Origin of the sequence: Lysobacter niastensis (assembly GCF_015453285.1) — a bacterium.
GTDB lineage: Bacteria > Pseudomonadota > Gammaproteobacteria > Xanthomonadales > Xanthomonadaceae > Lysobacter_J > Lysobacter_J niastensis.
The window spans coordinates 260,956-284,016 of record NZ_JADLZT010000004.1 but is presented as its reverse complement, the minus strand read 5'-3'; the positions used below and the strand labels follow the sequence as shown (position 1 = coordinate 284,016).

The following is a 23,061-nucleotide window of genomic DNA, read 5'->3' as shown; positions in this document are numbered from 1 at the left end:
GTTCCACCAACATTCGAGAGGAACGCAACATGAAATCTTCCAGAATCATCCTCGCCGGCACCCTGCTGTCGGTCCTGGGCAGCGCCCAGGCGGCGGTCGGAGCGGATGAGGCCAAGCAGCTCGGCACCAAACTGACGCGCGTCGGCGCCGAGGCGGCCGGGAATGGCGAGGGCACCATTCCGGCCTACACCGGCGGTCTGACCAAGGCGCCGGCAGGCTTCAAGGCCGGCAGCGGCATCCGTCCCGATCCCTTCGCGAGCGAGAAGCCGCGCCTGACGATCACCGCGAAGAACATGGCGCAGTACAAGGGCCAGCTGACCGTGGGCTCGATGGCACTGCTGAAGAAGTACCCGAACTTCCGCATCGACGTCTATCCGACGCACCGCACCGTGGCACTTCCGGACCGAGTGCTGGACAACACCGCGGCTAACGCGACGCGCGCCAGCACCAGTGACGGCGGCCTCGGCATCTCGGGCGCCATCGGCGGCTATCCGTTCCCGATCCCGAAGAGCGGCTTCGAAGCGATGTGGAACCACCTGCTGCGCTATGTCGGCGTGGCCAGCAACTTCAAGTACGACAACTGGAACGTGGACGGGTCGGGCACGCCGGCGCTCGCCACCAGCGGCAAGCTGATCGTCGAGTATCCGTACTACGACCCGAAGAGCACGCAGCCGGCGCAGGAAACGGACGTCTACTTCCGCACGAAGATCGCCTACAACGCGCCGGCCCGGCGCGCTGGCGAGGCGCTGATGGCGGTGGACGTGGTCAATCCGAACAAGCGTCCGCGCCGCGCCTGGCTGTATCTGCCCGGTCAGCGCCGCGTGAAGCTTGCGCCCGACATCTCCTACGACACGCCCAACCCCGGCACGGCCGGCGCCGCGACATACGACGACGCCTGGATCTTCAACGGCTCGATGGACCGCTACGACTTCAAGCTGGTCGGCAAGAAGGAAATGCTGGTGCCGTACAACACGTACCGGCTGACCTATGCCAACAAGGCTTCCGATGTGACCACGCCGCGCTTCCTCAATCCGGACCTGGTGCGCTGGGAACTGCACCGCGTCTGGGTGGTGGAAGCGACGTTGAAGCCGGGCAAGCGCCACATCTACGCCAAGCGCACCTTCTACCTCGATGAGGACAGCTGGACCGCGCTGTCCGCGGACCAGTACGACGCGAAGGGCCAGCTGTACCGCGCCTCGTTCGCGCACATGGCGCCCAGCTACGACGCCAAGACGCCGAATGCCGAGACGCAGGTGTTCTACGACCTGACCTCGGGCGTCTACAACGTCAGCTTCCTGATGGGCCCGTATGACGGCGTGCGTTACACCAACCCGCTGCCGGCCAAGGAATGGTCGCCCGACGCGCTCGCCGGTGCTGGCATCCGCTGACACCTGACGTATGCGGACTCCGGCTGCCGCAAGGCGCCGGAGTCCGCCATCGCTCTCCGCAGAACGAAGACTCCCCATGAAATCCCCAGCACCGCTGGCCGCCATGCTCGGCCTGGCGATCCTTGCCGCCGCTTCGGCGGCCACCGACCGCAGTTTCATCGACGTGCTGGACCAGCCTTCAGTGTCCAGCGAACAGGCCTCGCAGCGCCTGCTGCAGGCCAGCGCCGCGGCCGGCACGCGTCTCGTCGCCGCCGGCGCACGCGGCCACATCGTCTACTCGGATGATCGCGGCACCTCGTGGAAGCAGGCCAAGGTGCCCGTCAGCGCCGACCTGACCGCACTGCACTTCGCCAACGCGCGCGAAGGCTGGGCTGTGGGCCACGAAGGCGTTGTGCTGCACACGCGCGACGGCGGCGCCACCTGGGAAGTGCAGCTCGACGGACGGCGCGCCAACGCGCTGGTCCTCGAAAGCGTTCGACGCATGGCCGCCAACGGTGTCGACCCGGAAGTCGTCGAGCCCTTGCTGGGCGAAGCCGAACGCGCGGCACAGGAAGGCGCCAGCCGGCCCTTCCTCGACGTCTGGTTCGCCGACGCGCGCGAGGGTTTCGCCGTCGGCGCATACAACCTGATCTTCCACACGCGCGACGGCGGAAGCACGTGGGAGCCGTGGACGGATCGCACGCAGAACCAGCGCTTCTACCACCTCTACGGCATCCGCGGTGGCGGCGATGGCCTCTACATCGTGGGCGAACTGGGACTGGCGCTGCGCTTCGATGCCGCTTCCGGCCGCTTCGTCGCGATGCAGACGCCGTACGAGGGCAGCTACTTCGGCCTGCTGACCAAGCCCGGCCTCGTGCTCGCCTACGGCCTGCGCGGCACGGCCTATCGCTCGCGCGACGGCGGCCAGAATTGGGAGCAGGTGGATACCGGCATCACGGCCTCGATCACGGGCAGCACGGTGCTCCCGGACGGTCGCCTGCTGCTGTGTTCGCAGGCGGGCGATGTCCTGCTGAGCGACGACGACGGCGCGAGCTTCAAGCGCATCGCCACCAAGTCGCCCATGCCCTACACCGGGCTCGCCGCTTCCGGCGATGCCCTGCTCCTGAGCGGCCTTCGCGGTGCGCGGATCGAGCGCCCCGAACTGTAAGAGGATCCTGCTTTGGATACGTCCCGTTCCACACTCGGCGAAATGCCGGTCGTCCGCACGATCGAGGAATTCGACCAGCGCTCCGGTCACTTCTTCGAACGCGCCATCTTCAACAACCGGTTCTGGATTGTCGCCGCCTGCGCCCTGCTGACCCTGCTGCTCGGCTTCCAGGCCACGAAGCTCGCGATCAACGCCGGCTTCGAAAAAATGATCCCGCATGGCCACGCCTATGTCAGGAACTACCTGGAAAGCCGCGGCAGCCTGCGTGGACTGGGCAACTCCGTGCGCGTCGTGGTCGAGAACACCAGCGGCGACATCTTCGATCCGACCTATCTGGAAACTCTCAAGCAGGTCAACGATGAGCTGTTCCTGACGCCGGACGTCGACCGCGCCTGGATGAAGTCGATCTGGACTCCGGCCGTGCGCTGGAGCGAGGTCAACGAGGAAGGTTTCGTCGGCGGTCCGGTGATGCCCGACAACTACGACGGCACGCCCGCCTCGGTCGATGCGCTGAAGCTCAACATCCGCCGCGCCAACATCGTCGGCAACCTGGTGGCCAACAACTTCCGCTCGAGCATGGTGTTTGTGCCCGTGCTGGAGCGCAATCCCGAAACCGGTGCGCGGCTGGACTACCAGGCCTTCTCGCAACGGCTGGAAAAGGTGCGCACGAAGTATGAGAAGGCTTCCAACGGGAAGGTCAGGATCCATGTGATCGGTTTCGCCAAGCTGGTGGGCGACCTGATCGATGGTCTGGTCAAGGTCGCCAGCTTCTTCCTGGCGGCAGCGCTGATCGCCGCGCTGATCATCTTCCTGTACACCCGCTGCCTGCGAAGCACGTTGCTGGTGGTCGCCTGCTCGGTGGTCGCCGTGGCCTGGCAGCTGGGCCTGGTGCGCCTGCTCGGCTTCGAACTGGATCCGTTCTCCGTGCTGGTGCCGTTCCTGATCTTCGCCATCGGCGTCAGCCACGGCGCCCAGAAGATGAACGGCATCATGCAGGACGTGGGACGAGGCACCCATCGCCTGGTCGCCGCGCGCTACACCTTCCGCCGCCTGTTCCTCGCCGGCCTGACCGCGCTGCTCGCCGACGTGGTCGGTTTCGCCGTGCTGATGGTGATCGACATTCCGGTGATCAAGGAGCTGGCGCTGACCGCGAGCATCGGCGTCGGCGTGCTGGTGTTCACCAACCTGATCCTGCTGCCGGTGCTGCTGTCCTACGTCGGCGTCAGCCCGGCCGCGGCGCAGCGCAGCCTGCGCGAAGACGACAAGGAAGCGGCCGGTCGCGGTTTCGGCGCGTTCTGGTCGCTCCTCGACCGCTTCACCGAACGGCGCTGGGCCATCGGCGCGATCGCCTGCGCGGTCCTGCTCGCGGCAGGTGGTTTGTGGGTCAGCCGCGGGTTGCAGGTCGGCGACCTCGATCCGGGCGCTCCCGAACTGCGCAAGGACTCGCGCTACAACCAGGACAATGCCTACATCACCGGCAACTACGCGCTGTCCAGCGACGTGTTCGCGGTGATCGTCAAGACGACGAAGGACGCCTGCCTCAACTACAAGACGCTGGTGCAGGCCGATCGCCTGGGCTGGGCGCTGCAGCAGGACCCGGCGGTGCAGACCACCCTGTCGCTTGCCGACGCCGTGCGCAACATCACCGCCGGCTCGTTCGAGGGCAACCCGAAGTGGCTGACCATCAACCGCAACCAGGACGTGATCAACTACGCGGGTCAGCAGGCCACGGTGCTCAATCCGGAGCTGTTCAACACCGAATGCTCGGTGCTTCCGGTGATCGCCTTCCTGGCCGACCACAAGGCAGAGTCGCTCAAGCGCGTGGCGGGCATCGCCGAAGACTTCGCAGCCCGGCACAACGACAAGGACGTGACGTTCAAGCTGGCCGCGGGCTCCGCCGGCATCGAGGCCGCCACCAACGAAGTGGTCGGCCGCGCCAGCCGTTCGATGCTGCTGTACGTCTACGGCGCGGTGGTGCTGCTGTGCTTCGTCGCCTTCCGCAGCTGGCGTGCGGTGGTCGTCGCGGTGCTGCCGCTGATCCTGACCTCGATCCTGTGCGAGGCGCTGATGGTGTACCTCGGCATCGGCGTCAAGGTCGCGACACTTCCGGTCATCGCCCTTGGCGCCGGCATCGGCGTCGACTACGCGCTGTACCTGCTGAGCGTGCAGCTGGGCCAGCAACGCGCCGGACTGCCGCTCTCCGAGGCCTACCGGCGCGCGGTGATGTTCACCGGCAAGGTGGTCGCGCTGGTCGGCATCACCCTGGCTGCAGGCGTGATCACCTGGGCGTTCTCGCCGATCAAGTTCCAGGCCGACATGGGCATCCTCCTCACCTTCATGTTCGTGTGGAACATGATCGGTGCCCTGGTGCTCGTGCCCGCGCTCTCGCATTTCCTGTTGCGCAAGGTGGAGGCATGACATGTTCGGCCTGATGCAGGATCACAAGCTTCTCGTCCCGTCCCTGATCGAGCATGCGGCGGCATGCCACCCCGACGCCGAGATCGTTTCGCGCACGGTCGAAGGCCCCATCCATCGCTGCACGTACCGCGACATCCACGGGCGCGCGAAGCAGGCCGCCAACGCGCTTTCCGCGCTCGGCGTGCAGCGCGGCGAGCGGGTCGCGACGCTGGCGTGGAACGGCTACCGCCACATGGAGCTGTACTTCGCCGTATCGGGCATGGGCGCCGTCCTGCACACGGTCAACCCGCGCCTGTTCCCCGAGCAGCTCGAGTACATCATCAACCACGCCGAAGATGCGGTGCTGTGCTTCGACCTGAGCTTCGTCGCACTGGTGGAGAAACTCGCGCCGCAACTGAAGAGCGTGCGCGCGTTCGTGCTGATGACGGATCGCGCGCACATGCCCGAATGCGCCATTCCCGGGTTGCTGTGTTACGAGGACCTGCTCGCGGCCGAGTCCAGCGACTACGCCTGGCCGGACCTGGACGAGTGCTCCGCCGCCTCGCTCTGCTACACCTCGGGCACGACCGGCATGCCGAAGGGCGTGCTCTATTCGCACCGGTCGACCGTGCTGCATGCCTTCGGCGCCTGCACCGCGGACAGCTTCGCCCTGGGTCGAAGCGATACCGCGCTGCTGGTAGTACCGATGTTCCACGTCAACGCCTGGAGCATGCCCTATGCCGGCGCGATGAGTGGCGCCAAGCTGGTGCTGCCCGGCCCGGCCCTGGACGGTGCCAGCGTGTACGCACTGCTGCGGGACGAGCGGGTAACCCTCGCCCTGGGCGTGCCCACGGTCTGGATGATGCTGCTGCAGCACGCCTCGACCATGGGATCGAAGCCCGTCGAAGAGCTCATGCTGGATCGCGTCGTCATCGGCGGCGCTGCCGTGCCGCGGGCCATGGTCGAGGCGTTCGAGCGCGATTTTGGCGCGTCAGTGGTACACGCCTGGGGCATGACCGAGACTTCACCGGTGGGCACCGTCTGCAACCTGCTGCCCGTACACCGCGCCTTGCCGCTGGAGGAGCGCCTGCAGGTGCAGGCCAAGCAGGGCCGCGCCGTGTTCGGCGTCAGCCTCAAGCTGACCGACGACGAAGGCCGGCGCCTCCCGCACGACGGCCAGGCCGCGGGACACCTCAAGATCCGCGGCCCGTGGGTGGCGCGTGCCTACTACCGCGACGAAGGCGGCCCGATCCTCGACGACGAGGGTTACTTCGATACCGGCGATGTCGCCACGATCGATCCGGACGGCTACATGCAGATCACGGACCGTTCCAAGGACGTGATCAAGTCCGGCGGCGAATGGATCTCGTCCATCACGCTCGAGAACGCGGCCATGGGCCATCCCCTGGTCGCCGAGGCCGCGGTCATCGGCATCGCACACCCGAAGTGGCAGGAACGGCCGCTGCTGCTGGTCGTCGTCAAGGACGGCCAGACGCTGGAGCGCGAGAGCGTGTTGCACTACCTCAGTGACCGCGTCGCCAAGTGGTGGCTGCCCGACGATGTGGTGTTCGTTCCGAAACTGGCGCACACCGCGACCGGCAAGCTGCACAAGGCGGTACTGCGCGAGCAGTTCCGCGACTACAGCTTCCCCGGCGTTTGACAGTGAGACTCGCGCGGCGACGCGCGCGTGCGACGGGGTCGCGAAAGCGGCCCTCGTCGACTTAAGGCCTGGGAGCGGTTATCAACGTCCGCTTCCGACCCATTGCGGGCATTCACTCTTTTCGGCTAGTCGCACGATCAGGCCGAGCCGAGCCGCTCTAGGCACTACAAGAAGGGCCAGGTTCATTTCTTGGCAACTGATCCAGAGGCCAACGCTACTGCGACGCCTCCACGGAAAACTCGAAGAATCCATCGTCGTTCCAGACGACCAGCGTCGCGCCGTCGGGGGTGAATGCCATCTCCTCGAAGTCCATGCTCGTGAACTGCGCGGGGATGGTGCGCAACCGCTGCGAGCTGGCCACGTCGTATACCGCCAGACCCTCGGCCACTGCGAATGCCATGCGTGTGCCGTCGAGCGTGGCGGTCATGCCGATGACTCGCTGCATGTCGAGGTCATTGAACGGCGACGGCACGACTTTGTCAGCGCGCAGATCGAACAGCACCCGCGTCCCCGTGCCGATGCCGGCGCCTTTCGGCTGTTGGAGCTGGATCCACGGGCCGGCGTCCGGGAAGGTGAAGTGCGGGAGGTAGTTCGACAGTTGCGCGTTCAACGCCTGCTCGAGGCCGGGCTTGAGGGCGCCCACCGTGCCTTGGCAATCGATGGTCTTCCACGTCCTGTCCTTCATTCCCTTGCTCTCACGGACGACAAAGTTGCGGGCGACGGGGTTCCAGAACTGCACGTAGCCGTCCGTCGCCGGCGTGAGCACGCGCAGGCGATCCTGCGCGTACAGCACCAGCAGGCTGTCCGGCTGCCCAGGTGCGAGCTTCGGTGCGCGCACTGGGTAGTTCACGGCCATCAACCAACAGGCGTCGCCCGCGCGCGCGGAGCGAATCACGCCACGCATTGGCAACTCGGTCTGCACCGCGTCGACTGGCGATGTTGCGCCCGCGGCCAGCGCCTTGATGACGAGCTTGTCGTGGCTCACCGGGTCCGTTCCGGTTTCGGTGTGTGCCCACAACAGTCGGCCCTCGGCATCGAAGCCGAGCAGCGTCCAGTCCTTGAGCGGCAGGTACTGCGGCTTGATGCGGTCTTGTCCCGTCGTCAGGTGCTTGATCTTCAGCGCCGTCGGCTTGCCCATTTCCACGCCCGGACAGTCGCGGAACATGGCCAGTTGCCCGGCACCGACGACGGTATCGCGCAGTCCCACGTTGCAACGGTACGGGCCGGGCTTGTCGAGGAACACGCGGTCCGTCCCGACAACGGCCGCCTCGAGCGGCGATTGCACGCGCGCGGTGACGTACTGAAGCCCACGTTTTTCTTCGATGCGACGCAGCGTCTCCAGTGCGTCTTGCCGTTGCTGCAGAACCGCCGAGTCCATGCGAACGCCATCGCGCTGCAGCACGGCCATCGCCTTGCGGTATTCCGGAATGGCCAGGAGCGTGGAGATGGTGTCGAACGACTTGGACTGCACCGCCCGGATCTCGTTCGCCTTTGCCTGCACCTCGTCCGCGGGCTTGGCCTTTTCGTAGTCCCAGCCGGGGTCATAACCTGCAGGAGGCACGATCGACCAGGCCTCGAAGCGCCGGGAAATCGCAAGATAGATCGCCGGGTCTGCGACCAGCGTCGGCAGGATCTGGCTCTTGGCCTGTGCCGCGATCGCCGACAACGCCGGGTTCGCCGAGCCGGTTTCGTCGGGATAGGCCTGGAGATCGAGCACGGAGCGGGCGCGCCCGGCGAAGAACAGAAAGCCTGCGTCCTCCGCGCGTCCAAGCCGATGGGCGCTGGAGGCGGCGATGAGCAGTGCCATCGCGTTCGCGCGATCCGCGTTGGCGAGCACGGCGTCCACCAGCACGCGTTTGCCCTTGGCATCCTGTAAGGCCTGCTGCAGGTCCGCGTCCGTCCATGGCACCGCGCCGGCGGCCATCATCGGCGCCAGTGGCAACGACGCGGGTCGTGCAACGCTCCAAGCGAGCATCAATGCGACCGCCAAGCCTGTGCCCCAAGCGGCCTCTCTGCGGATCCTGTGCATACCCCCTCCAGTCCTTGCGCCCCAGGGCGAAGGGTAACCCTAGTCGCGCTTAGGATGCCCTGGTGGTTAGCTCCGGCCGAACCTGCGCCGGTAACTTGATGCAATGGCCGCTCCTGGCCGTTAGCGGTCGTTGCCAGGGCACTGCTGTCCAGCAATGGCGAGATGATCAGCCCGGGCCGGTCCGAGCGATCGACCTCATCGGTGCGCGTCTTTCTTCGTTGGAGCTCCGAGCTCCATCGCCGGAGCTCGAGAGCTCGGGCCGTCGAGCCATCAGCTTGGCCGTTGGTGAGACTTTCACCGCCACCGAGGCTTCGAGCTCCACGTGTGATTTTTCAGATTCAGAGGCCGAGCACTTTGCTCCATCGCTGGAGCTCCAGGCTCGGCGCGCCGGGCCACTTGCTCGGACGATGGCGAACATTCGTCCATCGCCCGGTCTCGGAGCCCGGCGTTGGTGAGCTTTCGGATCCAACGTCAGGGCACTGCTCCGCATCGCCGGTGCTCGGAGCTCGGCACGCCGAGCAAATAGTCACAAACGCCGAGCAATTTGCTCGGGCGATGGTGAACATTTGTCCATCGCTCGAGCTCCTGAGCCCCACGTCTGTGACTATTTGCTCCGACGTCGGGGCAGTTTGCTCGGTCGCCGGGGCTCGGAGCTCGGCGCGCCGGGCAAATAGTCACAAACGCCGAGCTCGGAGCTCGGCGCGCCGGGCAAAATCAGTCGCGCGCCGGGCTCAAAGACCCAAACGGCTAAACGGCATTGGCCTCGCGGGCCCGTCTGATGCGGTTTTCAGGCCGGAAGGCGCTCGAAGCAGTGCGCCCAGCGCAAGGGGGTTCGGCCAGGCGGGCAAGCAGGCGCAGGTGGTCGCGGGCACTGAAATGAACCTGACCCCTTTCTGCGGCGCTTGACCCGGGGGCGGCGCCTAGAGATCCGCGACAGCCGGATCGCAGCGGGCGAGGATGACATCGAGGTCGGCGGGCATGCCGTCTGGTCTCGCCATCTCAACGCCCAGGTCCCGGGCGATGCCGCGCGACACCTCGACGTTATCCACGAGCGTCGCATCGAGGTAGGCCGCCTGCTTGATGATGGCGCGGATCGCGCGCCGGTCGTGCAGGGGCAACGTGCCGGGTTCCGCATAGGGATTGAGCCGGTTCCAGACCTCCCCTTCGAGGGTGATGAGGCGGGCGTTGTTGTCGAGCTCGTCGTAGAACTCGGCGTATTTCGCTCGCAGCAGGACCGGAAGGTGCTGGAACACCGCCGCGTTGCGGTTGTCCCAGGCGCTGCGGTATGGGCTGAGGGTGTACGGGCCCGACGTCTCCAGACCCGGCACCTAGTCGCCGGAACGGGCCTGTCCGAGCCAGCGGTCCACCTGGCCGAGGGCATCGACGATGCAGCCGTGCTGGCGGACACGCACGTCGTAGGTGTAGAGGTTGAGGGCGACTTCGCGATCGATCGTCTCGCGGAAGGTCCCGACCTCCTCGCGGATCTGCATTTCCTCGACCGCCTCCTGTGCGCCCAGTGCCAGCAGCACGCCCAGCACGATCACGCCGACCTCGCCGGTGAAGGCGCGCCAGCCGTGCATCGGTTTCGGCAGGTAGATTCGCATCGACGGATCTCCGGGAGATGAGGCCGCGGCTCAGGCGGCCACGAACCGCTGCAACAGCTCGACTGCCCGCGGCCATTCGCCGTAGCCGGACGCCGGATTGAGATGGCCGACCTCACCCAGATCCACCAGCTCGCTGCCCCACTCCTGCGCCAGCGTATCTGCGCGCTCGAACGCACACAGCGGGTCGTTGCGGCTTGCGGCAAGCAGGCTCGGGAACGGCAGCGCGCTGCGCGGAATCGGCAGCCAGCCGTGTTCGCGCAGCGTGTCCGTCGTCGGATACGCCGCGGGAAACGGACTCTCCACGTCGGCGGGCGTGGCCAGCAGCGCGCCTTTGATCGAATGATTCGCCCCGTGCTTGCGCGCCCAGTGCGCCACCATCATCACACCCGCGCTGTGCGCGACCAGGACAACCGGTCCTGCGATGGCGCGAAGCGCACGGTCCAGGGCCTCGACGCGTGCCGCGCAGCTGAGCTTGTCATCCTCCAGCGGCGGCACCGTGTGCACGTGCGGCAACTTCGCCGCGAGCAGGGTCTGCCAGTGTTCGGGCACGTGATCGCGCAGGCCGGGGACGATGAGGATGGTGGATGGCGTGGTGGTCATGGTTTCCTGCACATCAAAGTCAGCGGGCCAGCCACAACATCCCCAGCACCCAAGCCGCGAGGAACGCGGTCTGGCCGAGCATCAGCAACACGGGCCTGATGCCGACGGTGGTGAGTTCCTTGAGCTGGATCTTCATGCCCAGTGCGGCGATCGCCGTGATCAGGCACCAGGTCGACAGATCGGTGCCGGCCTTACGCAACACCGGCGGGATCGCGCCGAAGCTGCTCAGCACCGCGAATCCGAAGAAGGCGACCGCGAACCACGGCAGCAATGGCGGACGCTGACCGCTTTCGTGCCCGCCGCGGGCGCGCGTGATCATCGTGGCGGCGAGGATGACCGGCAGCAGCATCGCCACGCGCAGCAGCTTCACCACCGTCGCCGTGTCCCCGGTTTCGTGCGACAGGCTGTAGCCCGCGCCGACGACCTGGGCGACATCGTGGATCGTCCCGCCGAGGAACACGCCGGCCTGGATCGGATCGAGCCCGAAGGCGCGCGCGATGACCGGGTAGACGATCATCGCAGCCGTCGACAGGGCGGAGACGCCGATGACGGTGAACAGGGTCGCTCGCTCCTTGCCCGGATGCGCAGGCAACGCTGCCGAAAGTGCCAGCGCCGCGGACGCGCCGCAGATCGCGGTGGCGCCACCCGACAGCAGTCCGAACAGGACGTTGAACCCCATCGCGCGTGCCGCGAGCATCGACAACAGGATCGTGACGACGACCGAAGCGATCACCAGCAGCACCGGATGCCATCCCAGCGCCGCGATCTGTTCCAGCGTGATGCGCGTGCCGAGCAGCGCCACGCCTAAACGCAGCACGCCGCGCGCGGCCAGATCGATGCCCGGCTTGCACGGCCCTTCCGACGACAGGAAGTTCATCGCCATGCCGAGCAGCAGGGCGAACAGCATCACCGGCGCCTGGTATTGGCTGGCCAGCGAGTGCGCCGCGATCGCGACGATGACGCTGGCGAGCAGGCCGGGCACATAGCGCCCGGCAAGCATCCGCAGTCCCGTCATGCGTGTGTCGGGTCCGTAAGGGCCGGCCACTGGATGGCACGGTGCATCGCAGCGAGCAGCGTCGCGGCATCCTGCGCGCCGGACACGGACAGGCGTCCGTTGAACACGAAGTACGGCACGCCGTTGAAGGCCACGACATCCCGGGGCCATGCCTCATCGGGCGTCGCATCAGCGCACAGGTCCGCGGGCACGCCGGTCTCGTGCGCCAGCGCGCGAAGCGTCGAGGCATCGCCGATGTCCTGACCGCGCTGGAAGTACGCAGCAAAGAGCCGCTCCAGAAGCGACTCGTACAACGCGGGCACTCCCAGCGCTTCGACACGGAGCAACAGGCGATGCGCGCGCGCGGTGTTGGGCATGCGCTCGATTCTGGTCAGATCGAGGTCGAGGCCGACGTTGCGCGCCGCTTGCGTGACCTGCTCCTGCCTCATGCGCACCGCATCCGGCGAGCCGAGGCGTCGCTCGTAGAACTCGGCGAACGGCAATCCCTGTTCCGGAATATCCGGCAGCAACTGCACGGGTTTCCACACCGTTTCCACCGCCACGTCGGGGCGCTGTTGTTCGAACCTGTCGCGCGCAAGCGTCAACTGACGCTTGCCGATGAGGCACCAGGGGCAGATCAGGTCGAAGTGGATGCCGATCGTGAGCGGGTTGCTAGTGAGCGGGCTGCTAGTAGACGTGTTGCTGCCGCTCACGTCGTCGCCTGCGTGCCGACGGTGCATGGCGACACGATGCCCACCTGCTGGATGTCGCTCAGGTAGTGCCGCTTGGCGAAATAGAACACCGCGGCTGCAGCCAGGCTGATCAGCGGTACCAGCTGGAAGGCGTTCGCCAGACCCAGCCGGTCGGCAAGCACGCCGGTGACCAGCGGTCCGGCGGCGAGTCCCAGCAGGTTGTTCACCAGGGTCAGCGTCGCGAACGCGGTGCCATGGATCGGCAGCGGCGTGAGGTTGGCGACCATGGCCCCGGCGGGACCGCTGGTACCTGCGGCCAGGAACATGCCCAGACCGATCACGACCAGTTGCGGCGTGCCGTGCGGCAGCGCGAATGCCAGCGACAACAACGCGCAACTGCCGAGGCTGTAGGCGATTGCCAGGCGGATCTTGCTCGCCGGTGCGTTGCGGCACATCCGGTCGCTGAGCATGCCGCAGGCGATCATTCCCACGCCGCTGACCAGCACGATGATGGCCGCGACGGCGCCAGCGGCATCGGTCGCCATCGCGTAGTAGCGGTTGAGGTAGCTGGGCAGCCAGACGATGACGGTGCCGCCAACGAACAGCTGCAGGCCGCTGCCGATGTAGGCACCGACCACGGAACGGCTGTTGACCAGGGTGCGCAGCGGCGTACGCGCCGCCATCGCGGCCGCCTTGGGCTCACCGGGACGCGACGATGGGGTAATCCGCTTCTCGTTGACGATGATCGGATACAGCAGTGCCAGCACCAGGCCGAACAACGCCATCACGCCGAACGCCCAGCGCCAGCCAAGGTGCGCTGCGACGGCACCGCCGAGCGCCATGCCCAGCACCGAACCGAACATGCCGCCGGCCATGAACGCGCCGGTCAAAGTCGCCCGCATGTGCTTGGGGAACACCGACAGCACCACGGCGATGCCGACGCTGCCGTAAGCCGCCTCGCCGACGCCGACGAGGAAGCGCGCTGCCAGCATCTGCGGGTACTGCTGCGCCAGGCCGCAGCCCAGGGTCGCGAGGCTCCAGACCGTCGCCATGACGGCCAGGCTCCTGACCCGTCCGAACCGGTCGGCGAGCAGCGACAACGGAAACGTCAGCACCCCCACCATCAGCGCGACGATGCCGCTCAGCAGGCCAAGACGGGCATCGGACAGCGCCCACTCCACCTTGAGCAGCGGAAACACCGCGTTGAGCACTTGCCGCGACATGTAGTCCGACAACAGCAGGCCGAAGCTCAGCGCGAACACGACCCAGGCATAGCGGCGCGGAATGCGCGCGCCCGGGTCGTCGTTGCCGCTGTCTGGAAGTGAGTGGAATGCCATGGCGTCGACGTCGTACGGGTGGATCAGGCCGGCTGAAGCTCGGACTGCGGGGCGGGCGCCGGAACTCCCTTCCAGACCGGCTTCCGGTTCGGCGCGAAGCCATTCGCCGCCAGCGTCTCGTCGGCATCCTTGTAGAACGTGCCGATCCTGTAGATCGCGCGCGCCTCGGATGCGTTGGCGATGTCGCGGCCGAATTCGCGCGAGATCCGCACCAGCTGCTCGATCTGCTCGACGCTGCTCATCTTGCGGTCGCGGCGCTGGGTCCAGATGTTGTCCTCGATGCCGCAGCGCACGTGCAGGCCCATCGCGATGGCCATCATGTTCACCGGCAGCACGTTCAGCATGGACGACTCCAGCGTCAGCACCGAACCATCCGGGCAGGCGCGGACGAAGTTGGCCAGGTTGTAGATGTTCGGCGCATCGAAGCCGCCGCCAATGGCCACCCAGGTCAGGATCAGCGGCACGTTGCAGGTACCACGGCGCATCATGCGTTCGACGGTTTCGAGCTGGGCGTTGTTGGCCAGCTGGAAGTGGGTCTGGATGCCATTGGCCGACAGGCGACGGATGTGTTCCTCGACCCACTCGGGACCGGCCGGGATGGTCATCTCGCGGTACGCGCGGTAACCCTCCGGCGTGCCGAGGCTGGTGCCGGCGAGGTCGGCCTCGCACATCTGCTCGACCACGTTCATCTGGTTGGTGTTGATGGCGATGGTGACCTGGTCCGGCGTCGGCTGCAGCTCGGCCAGCATGTGGCGAGTGTCGTCGGACAGCCACTTGGCCACGGCGCCATCGCCTTCCGGCGAGAACGAGATCGAACCGCCGACCTGGATGATCATGTCGGGCACGGCATTGCGCACGCCGGCGATCAGCTCGTTGAACTTGGACAGGCGCTTGGAACCCTTGCCGTCGAGTTCGCGCACATGCAGGTGCAGAACGGTGGCGCCGGCGTTGTAGCAGTCGACCGCCTTCTGGATCTGCTCGTCCATCGTCAGCGGAATGTCTTCCGGGAAGTCGGACGGCATCCACTCCGGGCCGTAGGGCGCAGCGGTGATCACCAGCTTTTGCTGATTCTCGGGAAACAACGAGCCATCGAGGAAGTTCATGGTTATCTCCGTGATCGCGTAGCGAGGCGATCGGTGCGGGTCAGTAGGGCAGGTCGCCGATGATTCCGGCTCGTTCCATCTTTCGATGGCAGGGCGGGTAATCCATCACCGCGTAGTGCTGGGTGCTGCGGTTGTCCCAGATGGCGACGGCGTTCTTCGACCAGCGCCAGCGCACCTGGTACTCGGGAATCTGCGCCTGGCTGATCAGGTACTGCAGCAGGCGCTGCGCGCCCGGCGCGTAATCCTGGCCATAGCGCACGTTGTCCGGCGTGTGGAAGTTGGTGAAGTGCGTGGTGAACGCGTTGACGAACAGGATCTTCTCGCCGGTATCGGGGTGGGTACGCACCACCGGGTGTTCGGCGTCGGGAAAGTGTTGCTTCAGCGCGAGGCGCTTCTCGGTCGGCATGGCGGCGCCGAAGGTGGCTTCGATGCTGTGCCGGGCATACAGGCCGTCGATCTGCCGCTTGATCTGCTCCGGCAGCTTCTCGTAGGCGAGCACCATGTTCGCCCACATCGTGTCGCCGCCCGTCGGCGGGCATTCCACGCAGCGCAGCACGCAGCCGAAGGGAGGCGCATCGCGCCAGGTGGCATCGGTGTGCCAGGCATTCTCGTAACGCTCGTTCGGCTGATCGGGCGACTTGTAGATGCGTACCAGCCCCGGATGATCCGGATCGCTGCCGGCGACCGGGTGATCCTCCAGCTCGCCAAAGCGGCGCGCGAAGGCCACGTGCTCGGCGCGGCTGAAGCCCTGGTCGCGCAGGAACAGCACCTTGTGCCGGACCAGCAGCGCGCGCAGTTCTTGGAACAGGCCGTCGTCGTGGATCGCATCGGCGAGGTCGACGCCGGAGAGCTCGGCGCCGATGGCGCAGGTCAGTGGTTCGATGCGCATGTCGGCCTCAGATGACGAAGATCGAAGAGCCGGTGGTTTTGCGCGATTCGAGGTCGCGATGCGCCTGCACCGCGTCCTGCAGCGCGTAGCGCTGGTTGATCTCGATGCGGATGCGGCCGGCGGCGACGTGGTCGAACAGCTCGGCGGCCAGTTCGGCCTTCTCGGCCGGGTCGGCGATGTAGTCGGCCAGCGCCGGGCGAGTGAGGTACAGCGAGCCCTTCATCGCGAGCATCTGCGGATTGAACGGCGGGATCGGGCCCGACGCGGTCCCCACGCAGACCATCAGGCCGCGCCGCTTGAGCGAGTCGAGCGAGGCTTCGAACGTGGTCTTGCCGACGCTGTCGAACACCACCGACACACCGGCACCATCGGTCAGCTCACGCACGCGCCGGGCGACGTCCTCGTGGCTGTAGTTGATGACGTGGTCGCAGCCGTGCGCACGGGCGATTTCCGCCTTGGCCTCGGTCGACACCGTGCCGATCACGGTCAGGCCAAGCAGCCGCGCCCACTGCGCGACGATCAGGCCGACGCCGCCGGCAGCGGCGTGCAGCAGGATCGCGTCGCCGGCGCGGAACGGGTAAATGCGCCGCATCAGGTAGGCCGCGGTCAGGCCGCGCATCGTCATCGCTGCCGCGGTCTCGCAGGCGATGGACTCGGGCAGCCGGATCAGCGGCGCGGCCGGTACCAGGCGCTCGGTGCTGTAGGCACCCAGCGTGTTGACGAAGCCGGTGTAGGTCACGCGATCGCCGACCGCGACATGGTCCACGCCGGACCCCACCGCCTCCACCACGCCCGCCGCCTCGACGCCGATGCCTGCCGGCAGCGGGATCGGATAGGTGCCGTTGCGGAAGTAGGTGTCGGCGTAGTTGAGCCCGACCGCGACGTGCTGGAGACGCACTTGGCCGGGACCGGGGTCGCCAACCTGGACAGCCTCGTAGCGCAGGACCTCAGGGCCTCCGGCCTCATGGAACCGAACCGCATGCGCCATGGCACTTCGACCTCTTTACAAGTGAATCGGACTGCCCCCCGGGGGAGGCCTTTACGTCCTGACTGTAGGAAAGGGGGGTGCGCGATTCTTTGCAAACAGCGACAATGACTTGTCATTTCATGACACCCCCCCGACGACCCGGGACACCCCCCGAAACCGTCTGAACCGCGCCGGCGCCTCCTCATGAGCAGCACGAACCGGGCCTCCCTGATCCGCGCGGCCACCCTGACCAACTACTTCGAAGTGGCCCAGCAGCTCGGCCTCAACCCGCAGCCGTTGCTGCGCGCGGCCGGCCTCAGCCAGACGATGCTCGCCGATCCCGACCGGCGCATCCCGGCCGCCGGCGCGGTCCGATTGCTGGAGGACTCGGCGCGCGAGAGCGGCTGCGACACCTTCGGCCTGCGCATGGCCGAGTCGCGGCAGTTGTCGGACTTCGGCGTAGTCAGCCTGCTGCTGATCCACCAGTCGACGCTGCGTGATGCGCTGCTCACGACGATGAAGTACCGACACCTGCTCAACGAGTTGCTGGCGATCCACGTGGAGGAAAGCGGCCGGACCGTGGTGATCCGCGAGGAATTCGTGCCCGACGCGGGGACGACCTCGCGGCAGACCATCGACCTCGCGCTCGGCGTCCTGCACCGCCTCTGCGGCGCCCTGCTGGGTCCGAACTGGAAGCCCCACAGCGTGAACTTCACCCACGGCCCGCCCGAGAACCTGCAGGTCCATCGCCGCGTGTTCCGCTGCGCGCTGGAGTTCGACCGCGAGTTCAACGGCATCGTCTGCGATGCCGCAGACCTGGACATGCGCAACCCGACCGCCGATCCCGTCATGGCCCGCTACGTCAAGCGCCTGGTGGAATCGCTGCCGGCGCCGGACCGGGCCTCCATCGCCACCGACGTGCGCAAGGACCTCTACATCCTGATGCCGATGGGGCAAGCGACCATCGAGCAGGTCGCACGCGGCCGGGGCATGAACGTGCGCACGCTGCAACGCAGGCTGGAGGAGGCCGGCGAGACCTTTTCCAATGCGCTGAACTCGGTCAGGACCGAGCTGGCGTTGCGTTACATGGAAAATCCGCGCTACTCGCTGCAGGCGGTCGGACGGCTGCTGGGCTTTTCCTCCCCCAGTTCGTTCTCCCGCTGGTTTGCGGCCGAGTTCGGCAAAGCGCCGCGCCTGTGGCGCAAGGACTTCCGACAGCAGCGCGGCTAGCCTGCGCGAAGCCGCCCCCCCAATTCCGGGGGCGGCGCGACGGCCCGATCCGGGCGGTTCATCGTCCATCACGGTAAAATCGCCGCGTTCCCGCACCGTTGACGAATGGCCGGACGCGCCGCGATTTCCGCCCGAACCACGGTACGGATCCCAGGGCGTCACCCCTCCGTCCCTCCCGACTCCGTCGCGGCCTCGGCCGCGCCCGCAACCGATCGCCGCCATGAATATCGAATACCGCAAGCCGCTTCCGGGTACCCAGCTCGATTATTTCGATGCGCGCGCCGCCGTCGACGGCATCCAGCCGGGCGCGTGGGACACCCTGCCCTACACCTCTCGCGTGCATGCCGAAAACCTCGTGCGCCGCTGCGATCCGGCGCTGTTGACCGATGCACTGCGCCAGCTCATCGAGCGCCGCCGCGATCTGGACTTCCCGTGGTTCCCGGCGCGCGTGGTCTGCCACGACATCCTCGGCCAGACCGCACTGGTCGACCTGGCCGGCCTGCGTGATGCGATCGCCGACAAGGGCGGCGACCCGGCGCAGATCAATCCGGTGGTGCCGACGCAGTTGATCGTCGACCACTCGCTGGCCGTCGAGGCCCCGGGCTTCGACAAGAATGCGTTCGCGAAGAACCGCGCGATCGAGGACCGCCGCAACGAGGACCGCTTCCACTTCATCAACTGGACGAAGAAGGCGTTCAAGAACGTCGACGTGATCCCGCCGGGCAACGGCATCATGCACCAGATCAATCTGGAGAAGATGTCGCCGGTGATCCACAGCGACAACGGCGTCGCGTATCCGGATACCTGCGTCGGCACCGACAGCCACACGCCGCATGTCGATGCACTGGGCGTGATCGCGATCGGCGTCGGCGGCCTCGAGGCCGAGAGCGTCATGCTCGGACGCGCCTCGTGGATGCGCCTGCCCGACATCATCGGCGTCGAGCTCACCGGCAAGCCGCAGCCGGGCATCACCGCCACCGACATCGTGCTGGCGCTGACCGAGTTCCTGCGCAAGGAAAAGGTCGTGGGCGCCTACCTGGAGTTCCGCGGCGAAGGTGCCGCCGCGCTGACGCTGGGCGACCGCGCGACGATCTCCAACATGGCGCCGGAGTACGGCGCAACGGCGGCGATGTTCTTCATAGACGACAAGACGCTCGACTACCTGCGCCTCACCGGCCGCGAGGATGCGCAGGTGAAGCTGGTCGAAACCTACGCCCGGCACACTGGCCTGTGGGCGGATGCGCTCCAGGATGCGCAGTACGAACGCACGCTGACGTTCGACCTGTCGACGGTCGGCCGCAACATGGCCGGCCCGTCGAATCCGCACAAGCGCCTGCCGACGTCGGCGCTGGCCGAGCGTGGCATCGCCACCGGGCTCGACGAAGCCCGCGCCCAGGAGGCGCAGGGCCTGATGCCGGACGGCGCGGTGATCATCGCCGCGATCACCAGCTGCACCAACACCAGCAACCCGCGCAACGTGATCGCTGCCGCACTGATCGCCCGCAACGCGAATGCGCGCGGCCTCGTGCGCAAGCCCTGGGTGAAGACCTCCCTGGCGCCCGGCTCCAAGGCCGTGCAGCTGTACCTGGAAGAAGCTGGCCTGTTGACCGAGCTCGAGCAGCTCGGCTTCGGCATCGTCGCCTTCGCCTGCACCACCTGCAACGGCATGAGCGGCGCGCTGGATCCGGCGATCCAGAAGGAAGTGATCGAGCGCGACCTGTACGCAACCGCCGTGCTGTCGGGCAACCGCAACTTCGACGGCCGCATCCATCCGTACGCGAAGCAGGCGTTCCTCGCCTCGCCGCCGCTGGTCGTCGCCTACGCGATCGCCGGCACCGTGCGTTTCGACATCGAGAAGGACGTGCTCGGCCATGACGCCAACGGCCAGCCCGTGCTGCTCAAGGATATCTGGCCGAGCGATGCCGAGATCGACGCCATCGTCGCGCAGCACGTGAAGCCCGAGCATTTCCGCCAGGTGTACGAGCCGATGTTCAAGTTCGCGGTCGAGCACGGCGAGAAGATCAGCCCGTTGTACGACTGGCGCCCGCAGAGCACCTACATCCGCCGTCCGCCGTATTGGGAAGGCGCGCTGGCCGGCGAACGCACGCTCAAGGGCATGCGTCCGCTCGCGGTGCTGGGCGACAACATCACGACCGACCACCTGTCGCCGTCGAACGCGATCCTGCTCGACAGCGCCGCCGGCGAATACCTGGCGAAGATGGGCCTGCCCGAAGAGGACTTCAATTCCTACGCGACGCACCGCGGCGACCACCTCACCGCACAGCGCGCGACGTTCGCCAATCCGAAGCTGCTCAACGAGATGGTCCGCGACGACGCGGACAACGTGAAACAGGGCTCGCTGGCGCGCATCGAACCGGAAGGCCAGGTCGTGCGCATGTGGGAGGCGATCGAAACCTACATGGAGCGCAAGCAGCCGCTGATCATCGTGGCCGGCGCCGACTACGGCCAGGGCTCCTCGCGCGACTGGGCCGCCAAGGGCGTGCGCCTGGCAGGCGTCGAGGCGATCGCGGCCGAAGGATTCGAGCGGATCCACCGCACCAACCTGATCGGCATGGGCGTGCTTCCGCTGGAGTTCCTGCCCGGCGTGAACCGAACCACGCTGGGCCTCGACGGCACCGAGACCTACGACGTCGTCGGCGCGCGCACGCCGCGTGCCACGCTGACGCTGGTCATCCACCGTCGCAACGGCGAGCGCGTCGAGGTGCCGGTCACCTGCCGCCTCGACACCGCCGAGGAAGTCTCGATCTACGAAGCCGGCGGCGTGCTGCAGCGCTTCGCCCAGGATTTCCTGGAGTCTTCGAAGGCGGCCTGATCCATCCACCCCAACGCAAGGAGCAACGACATGCCTGGCACCGTCACCCTGCACCGCGTCCTGCGCGCTCCGTCGGAGCGCATCTACCGCGCGTTCCTCGATCCCGAGGCGATGGCGAAGTGGCTGCCACCGCACGGCTTCACCGGCAAGGTGCACGAGATGGACGCGCGCGTCGGAGGCGGCTATCGCATGTCGTTCACCAACTTCGGCACGGGCAGCAGCCATTCCTTCGGCGGCACGTATCTCGAACTCGTGCCCGGCGAGAAGCTCCGCTACAACGACCAGTTCGACAACCCGGGCCTGCCCGGCGTGATGGAAGTGACGGTGACGCTGAAAAGCGTCATGTGCGGCACCGAAGTGCACATCGTGCAGCAGGGCATTCCCGACGTGATCCCGGTCGAGTTCTGCTACCTGGGCTGGCAGGAATCGCTGACGCTGCTCGCGCAGCTGGTCGAGCCGAACATCCCGGACAACGCCTGATCCAACACTCGAACACCCTCAACCCAACCCTCTCCCGCAAGCGGGAGAGGGGGAAGTAGACCGAACTCCGGAACCACGACATGACCCACGCACCGCAGATCCGCATCCCCGCCACCTACATGCGCGGCGGCACCAGCAAGGGCGTGTTCTTCCGCCTGGAAGACCTTCCGGAGGTCGCGCAGGTGCCGGGCCAGGCGCGCGACGCGTTGCTGATGCGCGTGATTGGCTCGCCGGACCCCTACGGCAAGCACACCGACGGCATGGGCGGCGCCACGTCGAGCACCAGCAAGTGCGTGATCATCTCGAAGTCGGCGCAGCCGGGACATGACGTCGATTACCTGTACGGCCAGATCTCGATCGACACCGCCTTCGTCGACTGGAGCGGCAACTGCGGCAACCTGTCGTCGGCGGTGGGTCCGTTCGCGATTGCCAATGGGCTGATCGACCCTTCCCGCGTGCCGCGTGATGGCCTGTGCACCGTGCGCATCTGGCAGGCGAACATCGGCAAGACCATCGTCGCGCACGTGCCGGTCAGCAACGGCCAGGTGCAGGAAACGGGCGACTTCGAACTCGACGGCGTGACGTTCCCGGCAGCGGAGATCCAGCTGGAATTCCTCGATCCGTCCGACGAAGGAGAAGGCGGCGGCGCGATGTTCCCGACCGGCCGCCTGGTCGACGACCTTGAAGTGCCCGGCGTCGGCACGTTCAAGGCGACGCTGATCAACGCCGGCATCCCGACGATCTTCCTCAACGCCGCCGAACTCGGCTACACCGGCACGGAGCTTCAGCCTGCGATCAACGACGACAAGCAGGCGCTGGCGAAGTTCGAGGCCATCCGGGCACACGGCGCGGTACGCATGGGCCTGATCGACAGCATCGAGCAGGCCACCACGCGCCAGCACACGCCGAAGGTCGCGTTCGTCGCGCCGGCGCAGGACTACGTGGCGTCCAGCGGCAAGTCGGTCGCCGCCGGCGACATCGACCTGCACGTGCGTGCGTTGTCGATGGGCAAGCTGCATCACGCGATGATGGGCACGGCGGCCGTGGCGATCGGCACGGCCGCGTCGATTCCCGGCACGCTCGTCAACCTGGCGGCGGGTGGCGGCGACCGCACGGCGGTGCGCTTCGGCCATCCGTCCGGCACGATGCGGGTCGGCGCCGAGGCCCGCCAGGCCGAAGGCGAATGGACCGTGACCAAGGCGATCATGAGCCGCAGCGCGCGCGTGCTGATGGAAGGTGCCGTACGCGTGCCCGGCGACTCGTTCTGACGTTAATTTGAACTGCCCGCCCCGGCGCCCCAGCCGGCACGGCGGGCCGGGCGTAGACTACCCGCATGAAGATATTCAAGGCATTCACCCTCGAAGCCGCCCACCGCCTGCCCAACGTGCCGGAAGGCCACAAGTGCGCGCGCCTGCACGGGCACAGCTTCCGCGTCGAGATCCACGTCGAGGGCGACATCGATCCGCACGCCGGCTGGGTCATGGATTTCGCCGACCTGAAGTCGGCCTTCCAGCCGCTGTACGACCGCCTCGATCATCACTACCTCAATGAGATCGAAGGCCTCGAGAACCCCACCAGCGAGCGCCTGGCGGTGTGGATCTGGGAGCGCCTGAAGCCCGAACTGCCGCTGCTGTCCGAAGTGGTCGTGCACGAGACCTGCACGTCCGGCTGCCACTACCGAGGCAGTTGAAACCGCGTTAGTTGAAGCCGC

General features: G+C 66.9%; 19 protein-coding genes. 9 read left to right on the top strand and 10 right to left on the bottom strand.

The window, feature by feature from the left end; all coding sequences use genetic code 11:
* The first annotated feature begins 29 nt into the window (after nt 1-29).
* From IU514_RS08760 to IU514_RS08745, 4 genes are all read left to right on the top strand, one after another.
* On the top strand, nt 30-1,388 hold the full coding sequence (locus IU514_RS08760) for a DUF1329 domain-containing protein (RefSeq protein WP_194930718.1): 1,359 nt from the start codon (nt 30-32) through the stop codon (nt 1,386-1,388).
* Between the two features lie 76 nt (nt 1,389-1,464).
* Complete coding sequence (locus tag IU514_RS08755; protein ID WP_194930717.1) at nt 1,465-2,535, top strand: WD40/YVTN/BNR-like repeat-containing protein; 1,071 nt, start codon at nt 1,465-1,467, stop codon at nt 2,533-2,535.
* A gap of 12 nt (nt 2,536-2,547) precedes the next feature.
* Nucleotides 2,548-4,953 carry an efflux RND transporter permease subunit gene (locus IU514_RS08750; RefSeq protein WP_228760585.1) on the top strand — a complete coding sequence of 802 codons (2,406 nt, stop codon included), beginning with the start codon at nt 2,548-2,550 and terminating at the stop codon, nt 4,951-4,953.
* 1 nt (nt 4,954) lies between these two features.
* Nucleotides 4,955-6,592: a 3-(methylthio)propionyl-CoA ligase gene (locus tag IU514_RS08745; RefSeq protein WP_194930716.1), complete on the top strand. Its 1,638-nt coding sequence runs from the start codon at nt 4,955-4,957 to the stop codon at nt 6,590-6,592.
* A gap of 214 nt (nt 6,593-6,806) precedes the next feature.
* On the opposite strand, the gene IU514_RS08740 is transcribed toward IU514_RS08745, so the two are convergent.
* From IU514_RS08740 to IU514_RS08695, 10 genes are all read right to left on the bottom strand, one after another.
* On the bottom strand, nt 6,807-8,567 hold the full coding sequence (locus IU514_RS08740) for a hypothetical protein (RefSeq protein ID WP_194930715.1): 1,761 nt from the start codon (nt 8,565-8,567) through the stop codon (nt 6,807-6,809).
* Nucleotides 8,568-9,541: 974 nt separating this feature from the next.
* Entirely contained in the window at nt 9,542-9,949 is a 408-nt protein-coding gene (locus IU514_RS08735; protein ID WP_194930714.1) for a hypothetical protein, read from the bottom strand.
* Complete coding sequence (locus IU514_RS08730; protein WP_194930713.1) at nt 9,950-10,225, bottom strand: hypothetical protein; 276 nt, start codon at nt 10,223-10,225, stop codon at nt 9,950-9,952.
* A gap of 30 nt (nt 10,226-10,255) precedes the next feature.
* Nucleotides 10,256-10,825: an RBBP9/YdeN family alpha/beta hydrolase gene (locus tag IU514_RS08725; RefSeq protein WP_194930712.1), complete on the bottom strand. Its 570-nt coding sequence runs from the start codon at nt 10,823-10,825 to the stop codon at nt 10,256-10,258.
* A 19-nt stretch (nt 10,826-10,844) separates the two neighbouring features.
* Nucleotides 10,845-11,840, bottom strand: coding sequence for a YeiH family protein (locus tag IU514_RS08720; RefSeq protein WP_194930711.1), 996 nt, complete (start codon nt 11,838-11,840; stop codon nt 10,845-10,847).
* Nucleotides 11,837-12,559 carry a DsbA family oxidoreductase gene (locus IU514_RS08715; protein ID WP_194930710.1) on the bottom strand — a complete coding sequence of 241 codons (723 nt, stop codon included), beginning with the start codon at nt 12,557-12,559 and terminating at the stop codon, nt 11,837-11,839. The genes IU514_RS08720 and IU514_RS08715 overlap by 4 nt, the downstream gene beginning before the upstream one ends.
* A complete protein-coding gene (locus tag IU514_RS08710) occupies nt 12,529-13,848 on the bottom strand; it encodes an MFS transporter (protein WP_194930709.1) in 1,320 nt (439 codons plus the stop codon). Before IU514_RS08710 ends, IU514_RS08715 begins: the two co-directional genes overlap by 31 nt.
* Before the next feature lie 23 nt (nt 13,849-13,871).
* Nucleotides 13,872-14,951, bottom strand: a complete 1,080-nt coding sequence (locus tag IU514_RS08705; RefSeq protein WP_194930708.1) for a beta-keto acid cleavage family enzyme — start codon at nt 14,949-14,951, stop codon at nt 13,872-13,874.
* A gap of 40 nt (nt 14,952-14,991) precedes the next feature.
* Nucleotides 14,992-15,840, bottom strand: a complete 849-nt coding sequence (locus tag IU514_RS08700) for a TauD/TfdA dioxygenase family protein (protein ID WP_194930707.1) — start codon at nt 15,838-15,840, stop codon at nt 14,992-14,994.
* A 7-nt stretch (nt 15,841-15,847) separates the two neighbouring features.
* A complete protein-coding gene (locus IU514_RS08695; protein ID WP_194930706.1) occupies nt 15,848-16,828 on the bottom strand; it encodes a quinone oxidoreductase family protein in 981 nt (326 codons plus the stop codon).
* A 183-nt stretch (nt 16,829-17,011) separates the two neighbouring features.
* Between IU514_RS08695 and IU514_RS08690 the strand changes: the two genes are divergently transcribed.
* From IU514_RS08690 to queD, 5 genes are all read left to right on the top strand, one after another.
* On the top strand, nt 17,012-18,037 hold the full coding sequence (locus IU514_RS08690; protein WP_228760584.1) for an AraC family transcriptional regulator: 1,026 nt from the start codon (nt 17,012-17,014) through the stop codon (nt 18,035-18,037).
* Nucleotides 18,038-18,257: 220 nt separating this feature from the next.
* Nucleotides 18,258-20,870, top strand: coding sequence for a Fe/S-dependent 2-methylisocitrate dehydratase AcnD (acnD, locus tag IU514_RS08685; RefSeq protein WP_194930705.1), 2,613 nt, complete (start codon nt 18,258-18,260; stop codon nt 20,868-20,870).
* Nucleotides 20,871-20,900: 30 nt separating this feature from the next.
* Complete coding sequence (locus IU514_RS08680) at nt 20,901-21,350, top strand: SRPBCC family protein (protein WP_194930704.1); 450 nt, start codon at nt 20,901-20,903, stop codon at nt 21,348-21,350.
* An 80-nt stretch (nt 21,351-21,430) separates the two neighbouring features.
* Nucleotides 21,431-22,618, top strand: coding sequence for a 2-methylaconitate cis-trans isomerase PrpF (prpF, locus tag IU514_RS08675; RefSeq protein WP_194930703.1), 1,188 nt, complete (start codon nt 21,431-21,433; stop codon nt 22,616-22,618).
* 65 nt (nt 22,619-22,683) lie between these two features.
* A complete protein-coding gene (gene queD / locus IU514_RS08670; RefSeq protein WP_194930702.1) occupies nt 22,684-23,040 on the top strand; it encodes a 6-carboxytetrahydropterin synthase QueD in 357 nt (118 codons plus the stop codon).
* The last annotated feature ends 21 nt before the right edge of the window (nt 23,041-23,061 follow it).